Origin of the sequence: Variovorax sp. Root473 (assembly GCF_001426505.1) — a bacterium.
Lineage (GTDB): Bacteria > Pseudomonadota > Gammaproteobacteria > Burkholderiales > Burkholderiaceae_C > Variovorax.
The window spans coordinates 1,347,195-1,360,641 of sequence record NZ_LMEV01000017.1 but is presented as its reverse complement, the minus strand read 5'-3'; the positions used below and the strand labels follow the sequence as shown (position 1 = coordinate 1,360,641).

Sequence of the window (13,447 nt, the reverse complement as noted above, 5' to 3'; positions counted from 1 at the left end):
CCGGGGGCAACACCTGAGGCCCGGCGGAGCCGGTTCCTCGGTGTTTGCTGGAAGGGAGCCCGCCGCGAGGGCGGGCTCTGTTGGTGGGCATGGGGATTGCAGCGCTGGTTTCTTTCATTTCAATCGAGGAGAAGACCGTGACAGCACGCCGTCAGTTGATCGTTCGTTCCATCGCCGTTGCCGCAGCGCTTGCGGCGGGCGCCCCGGGCCTTGCGCTCGCGCAGGCCAAGCTCAAGGTGGCGGCCGTGTACACGGTGCCGTTCGAGCAGCAATGGGTGGGCCGCATCCACAAGGCGCTGAAGGCGGCCGAGGCGCGTGGGGAGATCGAATACAAGGCGACCGAGAACGTGAGCAATGCCGACTACGAGCGCGTGATGCGCGAGTACGCCACGGGCGGCAACCAGCTGATCCTGGGCGAGGTATTCGGCGTGGAAGCGGCGGCGCGCAAGGTCGCGAAAGACTTTCCCAAGGTGGCGTTCCTCATGGGCTCGTCGCTGAAGCCGCAGGCGCCGAACTTCTCGGTGTTCGACAACTACATCCAGGAGCCGGCCTACCTCAGCGGCATGGTCGCGGGCGGGATGACCAAGAGCAACCGCATCGGCATGGTCGGCGGTTTCCCGATTCCCGAAGTCAATCGCCTCATGAACGCCTTCATGGCGGGCGCGAAGGAAACGAACCCGAAGGTGGAGTTCAGCGTGAGCTTCATCAACAGCTGGTTCGACCCGCCGAAGGCCAAGGAAGCGGCCTTCGCGATGATCGACAAGGGCGCCGACATCATGTACGCCGAGCGCTTCGGCGTGTCGGACGCGGCCAAGGAAAAGGGCAAGCTCGCCATCGGCAACGTGATCGACACGCAGGCCCAGTACCCCGACACGGTGGTGGCCTCGGCGCTGTGGAACTTCGAGCCCTCGGCCGACCGCGCCATCAAGCTCGTGAAGGAAGGCAAGTTCGCCGCCGAAGACTACGGCGTGTACTCGCACATGAAGCACAAGGGCTCCGAGCTGGCGCCGCTGGGCACCTTCGAGAAGAAGGTGCCGGCCGACGTCGTGGCCAAGGTGAAGGCCAAGCAGGCCGACATCCTGGCCGGCAAGTTCACCGTGAAGGTGGACGACGCCCAGCCGAAGTCCACCGCCAAGTAAAACAGGCAAGCGAGCAGACCCGAACCCATGAAGCGTGCGCGATGGCAGACCGCAATCCATGGCGTGGCCATCGCGGCGCTGGCCGCCGGGCTCGCCGCCTGTCAACCTGAGCCGGCGGCCACGGCCCCGGCGGCCGAGGTGCCCGGATCGGCCGCCTCGGCACCCGCTGCCGTTGCACCGCCGGTGGTCGCGGCACCGGTCGGCATTCCGGCCGCACTGCAGGCGCGCGCCGACGCCCTGCTCGCCGCACACCGCCAGATGATCGTGCTCATGACCGGCGAGCGCGCGCTCGACGCGGCCGAGAAGCGCGCCGTCAGCGCGGTCGGGCAACAGCTGTTTCACGAGATGCAGGAGCGCCAGCAGGCGCTGATCGCGCAGGCCGCCGACATGACGGACCCCGCCGCTGTGGCGGGCCTGAACGCGTTGCTCGACCGCATCGAGAGCGAGCCCAGCTGGTTCGACGCCGACCGGCTGGCGTTCAAGGAGTTCCTGGGCGAGCTGAGCACGCGCTACAGCCAGGCGCAGTCGCTGTCCGGGCTCAAGCTCGGCCGCCGCGCCAGTGAAGACCTGGCTGTGCTCGCCGAGATCGAGCAGGCCTACGACCGCGAGCTGAAAGACGTGTTCGGCCGCTTCGCGCAGCGCGGCATCGAGCCCAAGCGCGAAAAGTGGGCCGACTACGTGGCCAAGCTGCAGGGCCTGTACTCGCGCGAGCAGATCCTGAAAGACTTCGGCGCCATCGTTCCCTACACGCAGCCCCCGGGCGGCGCCAGGGAAAAGGACAGCGCGGACGCACGCGAGATCTTCGGCACCTCGCTGCCCGCCAAGACCGTGGTCCTGACCTTCGACGACGGCCCGCACGCCAGGCACACCGACGAGATCCTGGAGATATTGAAGCGCTACGACGCGCCCGCCATCTTCTTCCAGCTCGGGCGCAACCTGGGCAAGCTCGACGCGCAGGGCAAGGCCCACCTCAGCGCCAACGGCGCAGCGGCCAAGCGCGTGCTGGCCGCCGGCCATGTGCTTGCCAACCACAGCTTCAGCCACGGCATGATGGCCAAGATGACCGACGACGCAGTGCGCATCGAAGCCACCGAGACCGAAACGCTGCTCGACGCCACCGGCCGGCCGCAGTCCACCCTCTTTCGCTTTCCGTACGGCGCGCGCAACGAGGCCAAGCTGAGCTCGGTCGAGGCGCTCAAGCTGCGCTCGATGATGTGGACCGTCGACTCGATGGACTGGGCCGACCCGGTGCCCAAGTCGATCGCCGACCGCGTGCTGGCCGAGGTCGACAAGGCCAAGCGCGGCGTCATCCTGTTCCACGACATCCAGGGCCGCACCGTGCAGGCCCTGCCCACGGTGCTCGACCAGCTGGTGGCCGACGGCTACCGCTTCGCCACCTGGCGCGACGGCAAGTTCGTCGTCAGCGCATCGAAAAAGGCGGCGCCCGACGACGGCGTGGCCGCCACCTCGGGCGACACGCTCTACCGCGAAAGCCACGCGCTGGTGATCGGCATCGACAAGTACGCCCAATGGCCCGGCCTGCACCACGCCGTGCCCGACGCCAAGGCCATGGAGCAGCTGCTCGTGACGCGCTTCGGCTTCAAGCCCGAGCAGATCACGGCGCTGTACGACGAGCAGGCCACGCGCGCCAACATCCTGCGCGCGCTGAACGAAAAGCTGACCGACGGCAAGCGCGTGAAGCGCGACGACCGCGTGCTGGTGTTCTTTGCCGGCCATGGCAGCACCCGCAAGCTCGCGAGCGGGCGCGACGTCGGCTACATCGTGCCGGTCGATGCCACGCTGGACAACCTGCCGTCCGACGCCATCTCGATGCCGCAATTGCAAGAGGTGGCCGAGGCGCTGTCGGCCAAGCACGTGCTGTTCCTCGTGGACGCCTGCTACTCGGGCCTGGGCCTCACGCGCGGCGGCGCGTCGCAGGGCAACAAGAACTTCCTGACCGACAACGCGCGCCGCATCGGCCGCCAGATGCTCACCGCCGGCGGCGCCGACCAGCAGGTGGCCGACGACGGTCCCGGCGGCCACTCGGTCTTCACCTGGACGATGCTGCAGGCGCTGTCGGGCAAGGCCGACATGAACGGCGACAGCGTCATCACCGGCACCGAACTCGCGGCCTACGTGGCACCGGCCGTCTCGGCCATCGCGCGGCAGACGCCGGCCTTCGGCAGCCTGCCGGGCTCGGAAGGCGGCGAGTTCGTGTTCGCGCTGCCCGTCGAGCGCGAAGGCCTCAGCGGCGACAGCCTGCAGCTCGACGCCGCCGCCAGCCAGGTCAACAAGCGCATCGACCAGGCCAACGAGCAGGCCGTGCATGCGGCGGCAACACCCAAGGCGGCCAAGGCCGGCCCGGCCGCCGTCGAAGTGGTGGTGAAGAACCTCGAAGGCGCCGACACCAGGCTGACCATGCCGGCCGCCGCGCCGCTCACGCCGCGCGTGGCGGCCCAGCGCGCCAACGACCGCGGCCTGCAGCTGTACCGCGAGCGCCGCTACGACGAGGCCGAAGCCGCCTTCACCGAGGCGCTGAAGCTGCAGCCGCGCTTTGCGCTGGCGGCCAACAACCTGGGCTTCGTGTACTTCAAGCGCGGCAAGCCGGTCGAGGCCGCGCGCTGGTTCGAGCAGGCCATCGACATGGACGGCAGCCGCGCCCTCGCCTACCTGAACCTGGGCGATGCCTACCTGCAGGCCGGCAACGACGCCAAGGCGCTCGCCGCCTACACCACCTTCGTCGGCCTGGCACCGAAGCACGCGCGCGTCGCCGCGCTGCAGGCCTGGATCGCCACGCCCGACGCCGAACACCGCCCCCCACTCCCGCCCACCAACTCATGACGACCATGACGAACACCTCTTCGCTTCTCCAGCGCCTGCGCGCCCCGGTCCTGGCCGCTGCGCTCGGCCTCGTGCTGACGGGCTGCGTCGGCGTCTACAAGTCGTCGGACGTCGTCAGCATCAACAGCAGCACGCGGCTGGACGACACGCCGCGCCTGGCCGTGATCTCGGCCTTCGAGCCTGAGCTCAAGCTGCTGCTGACGCGCGTGCAAGGCCCTAGAAAACACAGCGTGAACGGCGTCGAGTTCACCACCGGCACGCTCGAAGGCAAGCCCGTGGTGCTGTTCCTCTCGGGCATCAGCATGACGAACGCGACCATGAACACGCAGCTCGTGCTCAACCGCTTTCGCATCAGCGGCATCGTGTTCAGCGGCATCGCGGGCGGCGTGAACCCGTCGCTGCATGTGGGCGACGTGACGGTGCCGGCCCAGTGGGGCCAGTACCTCGAAGTGCTCATGGCGCGCGAAACCGCGCCCGGCAAGTACAGCGCACCGCCCTTCATCACCGACGCCACGCTGCCCAACTTCGGCATGAACTTCCCTCGCCCCGTCGAGGTGCGCTCGGCCGCCAGGCCGGGCATCGAACGCAAGTTCTGGTTCGCGGCCGATCCGAAGATGCTCGAGGTGGCGCGCAGCATCCGCAACGTCGAGCTGGCCAACTGCGGCGCCGGCAAGTGCCTGCCGCGCAAGCCGCAGCTGGTGGTGGGCGGCAACGGCGTGTCGGGCCAGGCCTTCATGGACAACAAGGCCTACCGCGAATACACCTACAAGACCTTCCAGGCCAACGTGCTCGACATGGAAACCGCCGCCGTGGGCATGGTCGCCTACAGCAACGGCGTGCCCTACATCGCCTTCCGCTCGCTCAGCGACCTCGCGGGTGGCGGCGACGGCGAGAACGAGATGGGCACCTTCATGAGCATCGCGGCCGACAACTCGGCCAAGGTCATGCTGGCCTTCCTGGCCGCGTGGAAGTGACGGTGGCGCTCGGGCGCCTGCCTCGTCTTGTGTTGCTGCCGGGCATGGACGGCACCGGCGATCTCTTCGCGCCATTGGCGCAGGCCCTGGGGCCGCAGGCCGCCATCGACGTCGTGCGCTACCCGGGCCGCGAGGTGCTGGGTTACGGCGAGCTCGAGGCGCTGGTGCGCGCTCAACTGCCGACGCAGCAGCCTTTCGTTCTGCTCGGCGAATCGTTTTCCGGGCCACTGGCCATTTCGATCGCGGCCTTGCGCCCGCCGGGGCTGCAAGGCCTCATCCTGTGCTGCAGCTTCGCGCGCCGGCCAGCGCCCGGCCTGGCGCTGATGCGCGCGGGCTTGCTCGACCTGTCGATGCGCCTGCTGCATTCGAAGCTCATGCGCGCGCCGATGCGGCACCTGCTGCTGGGCGGATCGGCGTCGCCGCACCTGTCGGACATGCTCCAGGCGTCGCTCAAGCAGGTGTCGGTCGCCGTGATGACCCACCGCATGAAGGAAGTGCAGCGCGTCGACGTGCGCGACAAACTGCCGTTGGTGCGTGTGCCGGCGATGTACCTGCAGGCGCTGCAGGACCGCGTGGTGCCGCGCCGCGCAGTGGCCGCCCTCCAGCGCGGGTTGTCGGCATTGCACCTGGTGCAGCTCGACGGCCCCCACGGCCTGCTGCAGGCCTCGCCCGCCGCGTCCGCCCGGGCCATCGAGAATTTCTGCCGCGACCTGCCGTCGCCACCTGTCTGCCCATGAACCCCACCGTGCTCCGCCTCCAGGGCATCACCAAGCGCTTCGGCCCGCTCGTGGCCAACGACGCCATCTCCCTCGACCTGCAGGCCGGCGAAGTGCTCGCGCTGCTCGGCGAGAACGGCGCCGGCAAGTCGACGCTGATGTCGATCCTGTTCGGCCACTACGTCGCCGACGAAGGCCGCATCGAAGTGTTCGGCTCGCCCCTACCGCCCGGCAACCCCAAGGCCGCGCTGGCCGCCGGCGTGGGCATGGTGCACCAGCACTTCACGCTGGCCGACAACCTCAGCGTGCTCGACAACGTGACGATGGGCACCGAGCCGCTGTGGCGCCCGGTCTCCCGCCGTGCGGCGGCCCGTGCGCGGTTGCTCGAGGTGGCGCAGCGCTTCGGCCTGCCGGTGCAACCCGACGCGACCATCGGCAGCCTCTCGGTCGGCGAGCGCCAGCGCGTGGAAATCCTCAAGGCGCTGTACCGCGGCGCGCGCATCCTGATCCTCGACGAACCGACGGCCGTGCTCACGCCGCAGGAGAGCGAAGCGCTGTTCGCCACGCTCGCGCAGATGGTGGCGCAGGGCCTGTCGGTCATCTTCATCAGCCACAAGCTCGGCGAGGTGCTGCGCGTGTCGCAGCGCATCGCGGTGCTGCGCGGCGGCAAGCTGGTCGCCGAGGCGCGCACGGCCGACACCACGCAGGCGCAGCTCGCGCTGTGGATGGTCGGCCATGCGGTCGAGGCGCCGCAGCGCCGGCCTGCGAAGTCGGTGGGCGATGCGGTCTGCGTGCTCGACCACGTGAGCACCGCATCGACCAAAGACGGCGGACAGGACCGCCTGCGCGAGGTGTCGCTCACGCTGCGCGCGGGCGAAATCACCGCCATCGCCGGCGTCTCCGGCAACGGCCAGGTCGCGCTGGCCGAGCTGCTCAGCGGCACGCGCCGCGCCGTCTCCGGCACCGCGCAGTTCATGGGCCGCGCGCTGCCGCCCTCGCCCGCCCGGCTGGTGCAGCGCGGCGTGGCGCGCATCCCCGAAGACCGGCACGCGGTCGGCGTGGTCGACGACCTGCCGGTGTGGGAGAACGCCGTGTCCGAGCGGCTGCGCAGCCCTGTCTTTTCGCGCTGGTCGTTCATCGTCCGGCGTGCCGCCGCGCGGCTGCACGCCCGGCGCATCGAGAAAGCCTTCGATGTGCGCGGTGCCGGCCTGATGTCGCCGGCCCGTTCGCTCTCGGGCGGGAACATGCAGAAACTGATCCTGGGGCGGGCGCTGCTGGCGCCCGAGCAAGTGGAACAAGACACCGACAACAAGAAATACCCGAACCGCGCACCGCGCCTCGCCGCCGGGCCGCCCCAAGGCGAAGCAGCCCCCTCGGGGGGCAGCGAACCACGCGCAGCGGGGAGCGTGGGGGTGCCGTTCCTCATCGTCGCGCACCAGCCGACCTGGGGCCTGGACATCGGCGCCGTCGCCTACGTGCAGCAGCAGCTCATTGCCGCACGCGACGCCGGCGCGGCAGTGCTCGTCATTTCCGACGACCTCGACGAGGTGCTCGCGCTCGGCGACCGCGTGGCCGTGATGCACGGCGGCCACCTCGGCGAAGCGCGCCCGGCCGCGGCCTGGACGCGCGAAGCCATCGGCCTGGCGATGGCCGGCGCCACGGCGCCGCAACGCCCGGGAGCCGCCGCATGATGCGCCTCGAACGACGCCACGAAAGCTCGCGCGCCGCGCTGGTGCTGGCCCCCATCGGCGCGGTCGTGTTCACGCTGCTGGTGAGCGCGCTGCTCGTGCGCTGGGCCGGCGCGCCGGTCGGGCGCACCTATGCGCTGCTGCTGCAGGGCGGCTTCGGCTCGGTGTTCGCATGGAGCGAGACGCTGACGCGGGCCATCCCGCTCATCCTCACCGGCCTGGCCGCGACGGTCGCGTTCAAGGCGCGGCTCTTCAACATCGGCGCCGAGGGGCAGCTGTTCGCGGGCGCACTCGCTGCCGTGGCCGTGGGTGGCATGCACGGCGGTACGGGCTTCGAACTCTCGCCCTGGCTGCTGTTCCCACTGATGATGCTGGCCGCAGCGGTGGCGGGCGCGCTGATGCTGCTGGGCCCGGCGCTCATGAAGAACAAGCTCGGCGTCGACGAGGTCGTGACCACGCTGCTCATCAACTTCATCGTGCTGCTCGGCGTGTCGGCGCTGCTCGACGGGCCGATGAAAGATCCGACGGCCATGGGCTGGCCGCAGAGCGTGTCGCTGCAGCCTGACCTCGAACTCGGCAAGCTCATCGCGCAGACGCGCGTGCACACCGGGCTGCTGTGGGCCGTGTCGCTCGCGGTGTGCGTGTGGGCGATCTTCAAGTACACGGTGCTGGGCTTCGACATCCGCGCGGTGGGCGCCAATGCGCGCGCCGCCGCCTTCGCCGGCGTGCCGGTGACGCGCACGGTGGTCATGGTGGCGCTGCTCTCGGGCGCGCTGGCCGGGCTGGCCGGGGCCATCGAGGTGGCGGGCCGCACCAGCTACGTCACGCTCGACATGTCGCCGGGCTATGGCTACACCGGCATCGTGATCGCGATGCTCGCCGGCCTGCACCCGCTGGGCGTGATCGCCGCCGGCGTGTTCGTGGCCGGCGTGCTCGTCGGGGCCGACACCATGAGCCGCGCCGTCGGCGTGCCGACCTACATCGCCGACGTGATCGTCGCGGCCTCGCTGATCGCGGTGCTGGTGGCCACGCTGCTCACGCAGTACCGCGTGCGGGTGACGAAATGACCGACCTGCTCGACATTCTTTCCAACCCCGCCTTCTGGGTCGCGGTGCTGCGCATCGCCACGCCGCTCATTTTGGGCACGCTGGGCGTGCTGCTGTGCGAACGGGCGGGCGTGCTCAACCTCGGCATCGAAGGGATCATGGTCGCGGGCGCCTTCACCGGCTGGCTCGCGGTGTACGCCGGCGCGCCGCTGTGGGCCGGGGTCGGCGTGGCCGCGCTCACGGGCATGGGGTTCGGATTGCTGCACGCCTTTTTGACCGTCGGCCTCGCGCTGTCGCAGCACGTCTCGGGGCTGGGCATCACGCTGCTGGCGACGGCGCTGAGCTACTTCGGCTACCGCGTCAGCTTTCCCAAGGTGAATACGCCGCCGACCATCACGCCCTTCGCGCCGATGGACTGGCTGCCCGTGCCCATCCTCGGCGCGCAGACCGCGCTCACGCTGTTCGCGCTGCTGCTGGTGCCGGCCGTGGCCTGGGTGCTGTACCGCACGCCGCTCGGCCTGGCGCTGCGCATGGTGGGCGAGAACCCGCAGGCGGCCGAGAGCCAGGGCGTGTCGGTCGCGGCCACGCGCACCGGCGCCATCGTGGCGGGCTCGGCGCTGATGGGCGTGGCGGGCGCGTTCCTCACGCTGTCGGCCTTCAACGCCTTCTTCTTCAACATGGTGAACGGGCGCGGCTGGATCTGCGTGGCGCTGGTGGTGTTCGCCTCGTGGCGGCCCGGCAAGGCCCTGCTCGGCGCGCTGCTGTTTGCGTTCTTCGACGCGCTGCAGCTGCGACTGCAACAATCGGGCGATGCCGTGCTGCCTTACCAGCTGTACCTGATGCTGCCCTACCTGCTGTCGATCCTGGCGCTGGTGCTGGTGGCGCGCAAGGCCAGCTATCCGCAGGCGCTGATGAAACCCTACCGCAAGGGAGAACGCTGACATGCCGATGACGCGGCCCCGCCTCCGTCGCCTGCTGGCCACCGCGCTGCTCGCCCTGGCCGGCAGCCGCGCCCATGCACTCGGCGCCGACTACGGCCCCGAGCGCTTCGCCACCCACGACGCCGTCACCTGGGTGCAGACCTGCGGCACCTGGGGCCCCGACCACCACGGCACCTACCGCGTGATCCACGCCGAGGCCTTCGCGCAGTCGTTCCTCTACGTGCAGTGGATGGTGCGCGGCGAGGCCAACCGCAGCTACAGCCTGTACGCCGTGCACACGACCGCCATCGCCGAGCTCGACAACGACCACGCGGAAATCTCCCTGAGCGAACTCACCTGCCGCGCCACGCCGCGCGGCATCGTGGTGACGGCCAAGGCCGACTCGGGCCACGACGACAAGCTGCGCCGCGTGACCATCGAGGTCGGGCCGGCCGCAGGGCAATACCGCTTCCGCGCGCAGCGCACGCGCTGAGCGCCCCTCAAAAAAGACACCCCACCGATGCTCGACCTCCTCATCACCCACGCCACCCTCCCCGACGGCCGCACCGGCATGTCGGTTGCCGTGCAGGACGGCCGCATCGCCGAGGTCACGCCCGGCCTGGCCGCGCCCGCGCACGAAACGCTCGACGCCCAGGGCCTGCTGCTCGCGCCGCATTTCGTCGACCCGCACTTTCACATGGACGCCACGCTGAGCTACGGCCAGCCGCGCGTCAACCAGAGCGGCACGCTGCTCGAAGGCATCGCACTGTGGGGCGAGCTCAAGCCGCTGCTCACGGCCGACGCGCTCATCGAACGCGCGCTCGCGTACTGCGACTGGGCCGTGGCCAAGGGCCTGCTGGCGATCCGCTCGCACGTGGACACGAGCGACCCCAGCCTGCTCGCGGTCGATGCGCTGATCGAGGTGAAGCGCCAGGTGGCACCGTATCTCGACCTGCAGCTGGTCGCCTTTCCGCAAGATGGCGTGCTGCGCTCGCCGGGCGGCGTCGACAACCTCACGCGCGCACTCGACAAGGGCGTGGACGTGGTCGGCGGCATTCCGCATTTCGAGCGCACCATGGCCGACGGCGCCGCCAGCGTGAAGCTGCTGTGCGAGCTGGCGGCCGAGCGCGGCAAGCTGGTCGACATGCACTGCGACGAGTCGGACGACCCGCTCTCGCGCCACATCGAGACGCTGGCTTCCGAGACGCTGCGCCTGGGCCTGCAGGGCCGCGTGACGGGTTCGCACTGCACGTCGATGCACTCGATGGACAACTACTACGTGAGCAAGCTGCTGCCGCTCATCGCCGAGAGCGGCGTGAGCGTGGTGTCGAACCCGCTCATCAACATCACGCTGCAGGGCCGCCACGACAGCTACCCGAAGCGCCGCGGCATGACACGCGTGCCCGAACTGCTGGCGGCCGGCGTCAACGTCGCCTTCGGCCACGACTGCGTGATGGACCCGTGGTATGGCATGGGCTCGGGCGACATGCTCGAGGTGGCCCACATGGGCCTGCACGTGGCGCAGATGACCGGCCAGGCCGGCATCCACCAGTGCTTCGAGGCCGTGACCACGCGCGCGGCGCGCGTGATGCACCTGGACGGCTACGGGCTGGAGGCTGGGTGCGACGCCAGCTTCGTGCTGCTGCAGGCACGCGACCCGGTCGAGGCCATCCGCCTGCGCGCGACCCGGCTCAAAGTGTTCCGCAAGGGCCGGCTGATGGCCGAGACGCCCGCCGCCACCGCCGCGCTGCACCTGCCCGGACGCGGCGAGCGCACGCGCTGGATGCTCGGCGAGCACTGATTCGCCGGCGGCGCACCGGCACCAGCCACCACGACCCGAGCGCCGCGAACGCCTGCGTGTCAGGCTCAGGCGGCGTTCGTGGCGGCGACGGACATCTCGACCTCGACCGTGGCATTCTTCGGCAACGCATAGACGCCGACCGCCGTGCGCACATGCACGCCAGCCTCGCCGAACACACGATGCAACAGGTCGGACGCGGCATCGGCCACCTCGCTCTGCTGCGTGAAGTCGGCCGTGCACTGCACGAACACGCCCACGCGCAGCACCTTCTCGACCGCATCGAGCGAGCCGAGCGCGCGACGCAGCAGCGCGAGGCTGCGCAGCGCGCAGATCTGGGCGCCTTCGCGCGCGGTGTCGAGCGACACGGCATCGCCCACGCGGCCGGTGACGACCACCGTGGTGCCCACCCGCGGCACCTGGCCGCTGAGGTAGACGGTGCGGCCGTCGCGCACCAGCGGCACGTAGTGGCCGCCGGCCAGGATCTCGCCATCGAAGCGGTGGCCCAGTTCGGCGGCAATCAGGTCGGCGATCTGGTCGCGGCTGTGTGGTTCTGTCATCGGATGTCCAGGAAAACGGGCCGCCATTGTCGCCAACCGGTTCGGCGCGAACCGATACAGATCACGCCGGCCGCAGGCAGAACAGTTCAGCCCTCGAACGCCAGGAACACCCGCCCGCCCTCGATCTTCACCGGGTAGGTGCGCAGGTCTTCCGTGAGCGGCGCGCACATGGCCTTGCCGCTGCGCACGTCGAAGCGGCCCTGGTGCAGCGGGCATTCGATCTCGTGGCCTTCGAGAAAACCATCGCACAGCCGCGCATGGCCGTGCGTGCAGATGTTGTCGGTGGCGTGGATGCCGTCGTCGGTGCCGTACAGGGCGATGTCGCGCCCCTGCACCTCGATGCCGACCACGTCGTCGGCGGGAACGTCGTCGACCGCCGCGGCGTCGACCCAGGTCATCGTGCTCATCGTGTGCTCCCTTTTCTCAATCGGGCTTGAGGCCGGCGCGCTCGATCACCGGCTTCCAGCGGCGCAGTTCCTCGTCCATGAACTTCGACAGGCCGTCGGGCGTGCTGCCCACGGGGTCGAAGTACGCGGTCTGCAGGCGCTTGACCGTGTCGGGGTCTTTCAGCGTGGCAGCAATCTCGCGGCTCATGCGCTGCACCACGTCGTTCGGCGTGCCCTTGGGCGCCATGTAGGCGAACCACGGCACGGCCTGGATGTCGGGCAGGCCCGATTCACGCAGCGTCGGCAGCTCGGGCAGCAAGGCCGAGCGTTCGGCCGAGGTGACGGCCAGCGCCTTGATGCGCCCGGCCTTGGCCTGCGGCATCACCGTGACCGGCGGCAGGCAGGCGTACTGCACGTCGCCCTGCACGATGGCCGTGACGGCCTGGCCCGACGACGCATACGGGATGTGCACCGCGAACGACTGGGTCTTGGCCTTGATGAGTTCCACGCCCAGGTGCGAGATCGAGCCGTTGCCGGTCGAGGCGAAGTTGAACTTGCCGGGGTTCTTCTTCATCGCGGCCAGCCAGCCCTTGACCGAATCGACGCCCATCGAATTCGAGACCGCGCAGACGTTCGGCGTGGTCGCGGCCAGCGACACGGGCATGAGGTCCTTGAACGGGTCGTACGGCAGGTTCTTGTAGAGGATGGTGTTGTAGACCAGCGGCGCGTTCACCGACAGCAGGAAGGTATAGCCGTCGGGTTGCGCCTTCGAGACCGCGTCGGTGCCGCTGTTGCCGCCCGCGCCGGGCTTGTTCTCGACGATCAGCGGCTGGCCGATGCGCGCCGCGAGCTTGTCGTTGACGATGCGCGCGAGGATGTCGGGCGACGAGCCCGCCGCGAACGGCACCACGATGCGCACGGGGCGCTGGGGCCAGTCCTGCGCATGGGCGGCCGCGGCCGCGGCCATGGCCACGACGGTGAAGGCGACGAACAGGCGTGCGCGCGTCATGGCTGCCCCTCCACGTCGACCATGCCCAGGTGGTCCTGCTGCTCGCGCGCGATGAAGCCCGCGATGAGCGCGCGGTAGGCGGCCTCGACCACCTCGGGGTAGGCGCCCTCCTTCTCGGCGAGCGCCTTCACCTTGTCGATCACTTCCTGCTGGCGCTGCGGCGCCGACACCTGGAAGGCGTCGCGCTTGAAGCGCGCGGCGTCCTTCACGTAGCGGCCACGCTCGGCCAGCAGCGCGACGATCTGGCGGTCGAGCCGATCGATGTTCTCGCGCACTTCAGCGAGGTTGGCGCACAGCGGCACGTAGGCCGGGTCGGTGAAGCGGCGCAACGGGGCACCGTGGGTCTCTGGTTCTTTTTCTGGCATGGCTC

The 13,447-nt window shown here is 69.8% G+C and carries 13 protein-coding genes; 9 read left to right on the top strand and 4 right to left on the bottom strand.

The annotated features are described in order from the left end of the window. Window positions 1–137: 137 nt before the first annotated feature. The 9 genes from ASD34_RS19735 to ASD34_RS19695 are packed head-to-tail and all read left to right on the top strand — an operon-like array spanning window position 138 to window position 11,125. Entirely contained in the window at window positions 138–1,139 is a 1,002-nt protein-coding gene (locus tag ASD34_RS19735) for a BMP family protein (RefSeq protein ID WP_056582550.1), read from the top strand. A 27-nt stretch (window positions 1,140–1,166) separates the two neighbouring features. Then, a complete protein-coding gene (locus ASD34_RS19730; RefSeq protein WP_056580673.1) occupies window positions 1,167–3,980 on the top strand; it encodes a polysaccharide deacetylase family protein in 2,814 nt (937 codons plus the stop codon). Between the two features lie 5 nt (window positions 3,981–3,985). Continuing rightward, entirely contained in the window at window positions 3,986–4,954 is a 969-nt protein-coding gene (locus ASD34_RS19725) for a 5'-methylthioadenosine/S-adenosylhomocysteine nucleosidase (protein ID WP_056582548.1), read from the top strand. Then, on the top strand, window positions 4,945–5,691 hold the full coding sequence (locus ASD34_RS19720; protein WP_235510130.1) for an alpha/beta fold hydrolase: 747 nt from the start codon (window positions 4,945–4,947) through the stop codon (window positions 5,689–5,691). The genes ASD34_RS19725 and ASD34_RS19720 overlap by 10 nt, the downstream gene beginning before the upstream one ends. After that, window positions 5,688–7,361, top strand: a complete 1,674-nt coding sequence (locus tag ASD34_RS19715; protein ID WP_056580668.1) for an ABC transporter ATP-binding protein — start codon at window positions 5,688–5,690, stop codon at window positions 7,359–7,361. The genes ASD34_RS19720 and ASD34_RS19715 overlap by 4 nt, the downstream gene beginning before the upstream one ends. Further along, window positions 7,361–8,425: an ABC transporter permease gene (locus ASD34_RS19710; RefSeq protein ID WP_180288712.1), complete on the top strand. Its 1,065-nt coding sequence runs from the start codon at window positions 7,361–7,363 to the stop codon at window positions 8,423–8,425. The genes ASD34_RS19715 and ASD34_RS19710 overlap by 1 nt, the downstream gene beginning before the upstream one ends. After that, a complete protein-coding gene (locus ASD34_RS19705; RefSeq protein WP_056580662.1) occupies window positions 8,422–9,345 on the top strand; it encodes an ABC transporter permease in 924 nt (307 codons plus the stop codon). The genes ASD34_RS19710 and ASD34_RS19705 overlap by 4 nt, the downstream gene beginning before the upstream one ends. Before the next feature lie 7 nt (window positions 9,346–9,352). Then, a complete protein-coding gene (locus ASD34_RS19700) occupies window positions 9,353–9,817 on the top strand; it encodes a hypothetical protein (RefSeq protein WP_056582546.1) in 465 nt (154 codons plus the stop codon). Between the two features lie 27 nt (window positions 9,818–9,844). Continuing rightward, the gene (locus tag ASD34_RS19695) at window positions 9,845–11,125 is read left to right on the top strand and encodes an amidohydrolase family protein (RefSeq protein WP_056580660.1); all 1,281 of its coding nucleotides are present in this window, start codon (window positions 9,845–9,847) and stop codon (window positions 11,123–11,125) included. A 65-nt stretch (window positions 11,126–11,190) separates the two neighbouring features. On the opposite strand, the gene ASD34_RS19690 is transcribed toward ASD34_RS19695, so the two are convergent. The 4 genes from ASD34_RS19690 to ASD34_RS19675 form a co-directional block, all read right to left on the bottom strand. After that, window positions 11,191–11,682: a RidA family protein gene (locus ASD34_RS19690; RefSeq protein WP_056580658.1), complete on the bottom strand. Its 492-nt coding sequence runs from the start codon at window positions 11,680–11,682 to the stop codon at window positions 11,191–11,193. 86 nt (window positions 11,683–11,768) lie between these two features. Beyond that, window positions 11,769–12,089 carry a non-heme iron oxygenase ferredoxin subunit gene (locus tag ASD34_RS19685; protein WP_056580656.1) on the bottom strand — a complete coding sequence of 107 codons (321 nt, stop codon included), beginning with the start codon at window positions 12,087–12,089 and terminating at the stop codon, window positions 11,769–11,771. Window positions 12,090–12,105: 16 nt separating this feature from the next. After that, a complete protein-coding gene (locus tag ASD34_RS19680; RefSeq protein ID WP_056580654.1) occupies window positions 12,106–13,077 on the bottom strand; it encodes a Bug family tripartite tricarboxylate transporter substrate binding protein in 972 nt (323 codons plus the stop codon). Continuing rightward, window positions 13,074–13,442 carry a chorismate mutase gene (locus tag ASD34_RS19675; RefSeq protein WP_056580651.1) on the bottom strand — a complete coding sequence of 123 codons (369 nt, stop codon included), beginning with the start codon at window positions 13,440–13,442 and terminating at the stop codon, window positions 13,074–13,076. Before ASD34_RS19675 ends, ASD34_RS19680 begins: the two co-directional genes overlap by 4 nt. Window positions 13,443–13,447: the final 5 nt, after the last annotated feature.

Bases quoted from the DNA above. Each gene is read 5' to 3' on its own strand.
- ASD34_RS19730 (WP_056580673.1), top strand. From the start codon at position 1,167: ATGAAGCGTGCGCGATGGCAGACCGCAATCCATGGCGTGGCCATCGCG.
- ASD34_RS19725 (WP_056582548.1), top strand. From the start codon at position 3,986: ATGACGAACACCTCTTCGCTTCTCCAGCGCCTGCGCGCCCCGGTCCTG.
- ASD34_RS19715 (WP_056580668.1), top strand. From the start codon at position 5,688: ATGAACCCCACCGTGCTCCGCCTCCAGGGCATCACCAAGCGCTTCGGC.
- ASD34_RS19710 (WP_180288712.1), top strand. From the start codon at position 7,361: ATGCGCCTCGAACGACGCCACGAAAGCTCGCGCGCCGCGCTGGTGCTG.
- ASD34_RS19705 (WP_056580662.1), top strand. From the start codon at position 8,422: ATGACCGACCTGCTCGACATTCTTTCCAACCCCGCCTTCTGGGTCGCG.
- ASD34_RS19700 (WP_056582546.1), top strand. From the start codon at position 9,353: ATGACGCGGCCCCGCCTCCGTCGCCTGCTGGCCACCGCGCTGCTCGCC.
- ASD34_RS19695 (WP_056580660.1), top strand. From the start codon at position 9,845: ATGCTCGACCTCCTCATCACCCACGCCACCCTCCCCGACGGCCGCACC.
- ASD34_RS19690 (WP_056580658.1), bottom strand. From the start codon at position 11,682: ATGACAGAACCACACAGCCGCGACCAGATCGCCGACCTGATTGCCGCC.
- ASD34_RS19685 (WP_056580656.1), bottom strand. From the start codon at position 12,089: ATGAGCACGATGACCTGGGTCGACGCCGCGGCGGTCGACGACGTTCCC.
- ASD34_RS19680 (WP_056580654.1), bottom strand. From the start codon at position 13,077: ATGACGCGCGCACGCCTGTTCGTCGCCTTCACCGTCGTGGCCATGGCC.
- ASD34_RS19675 (WP_056580651.1), bottom strand. From the start codon at position 13,442: ATGCCAGAAAAAGAACCAGAGACCCACGGTGCCCCGTTGCGCCGCTTC.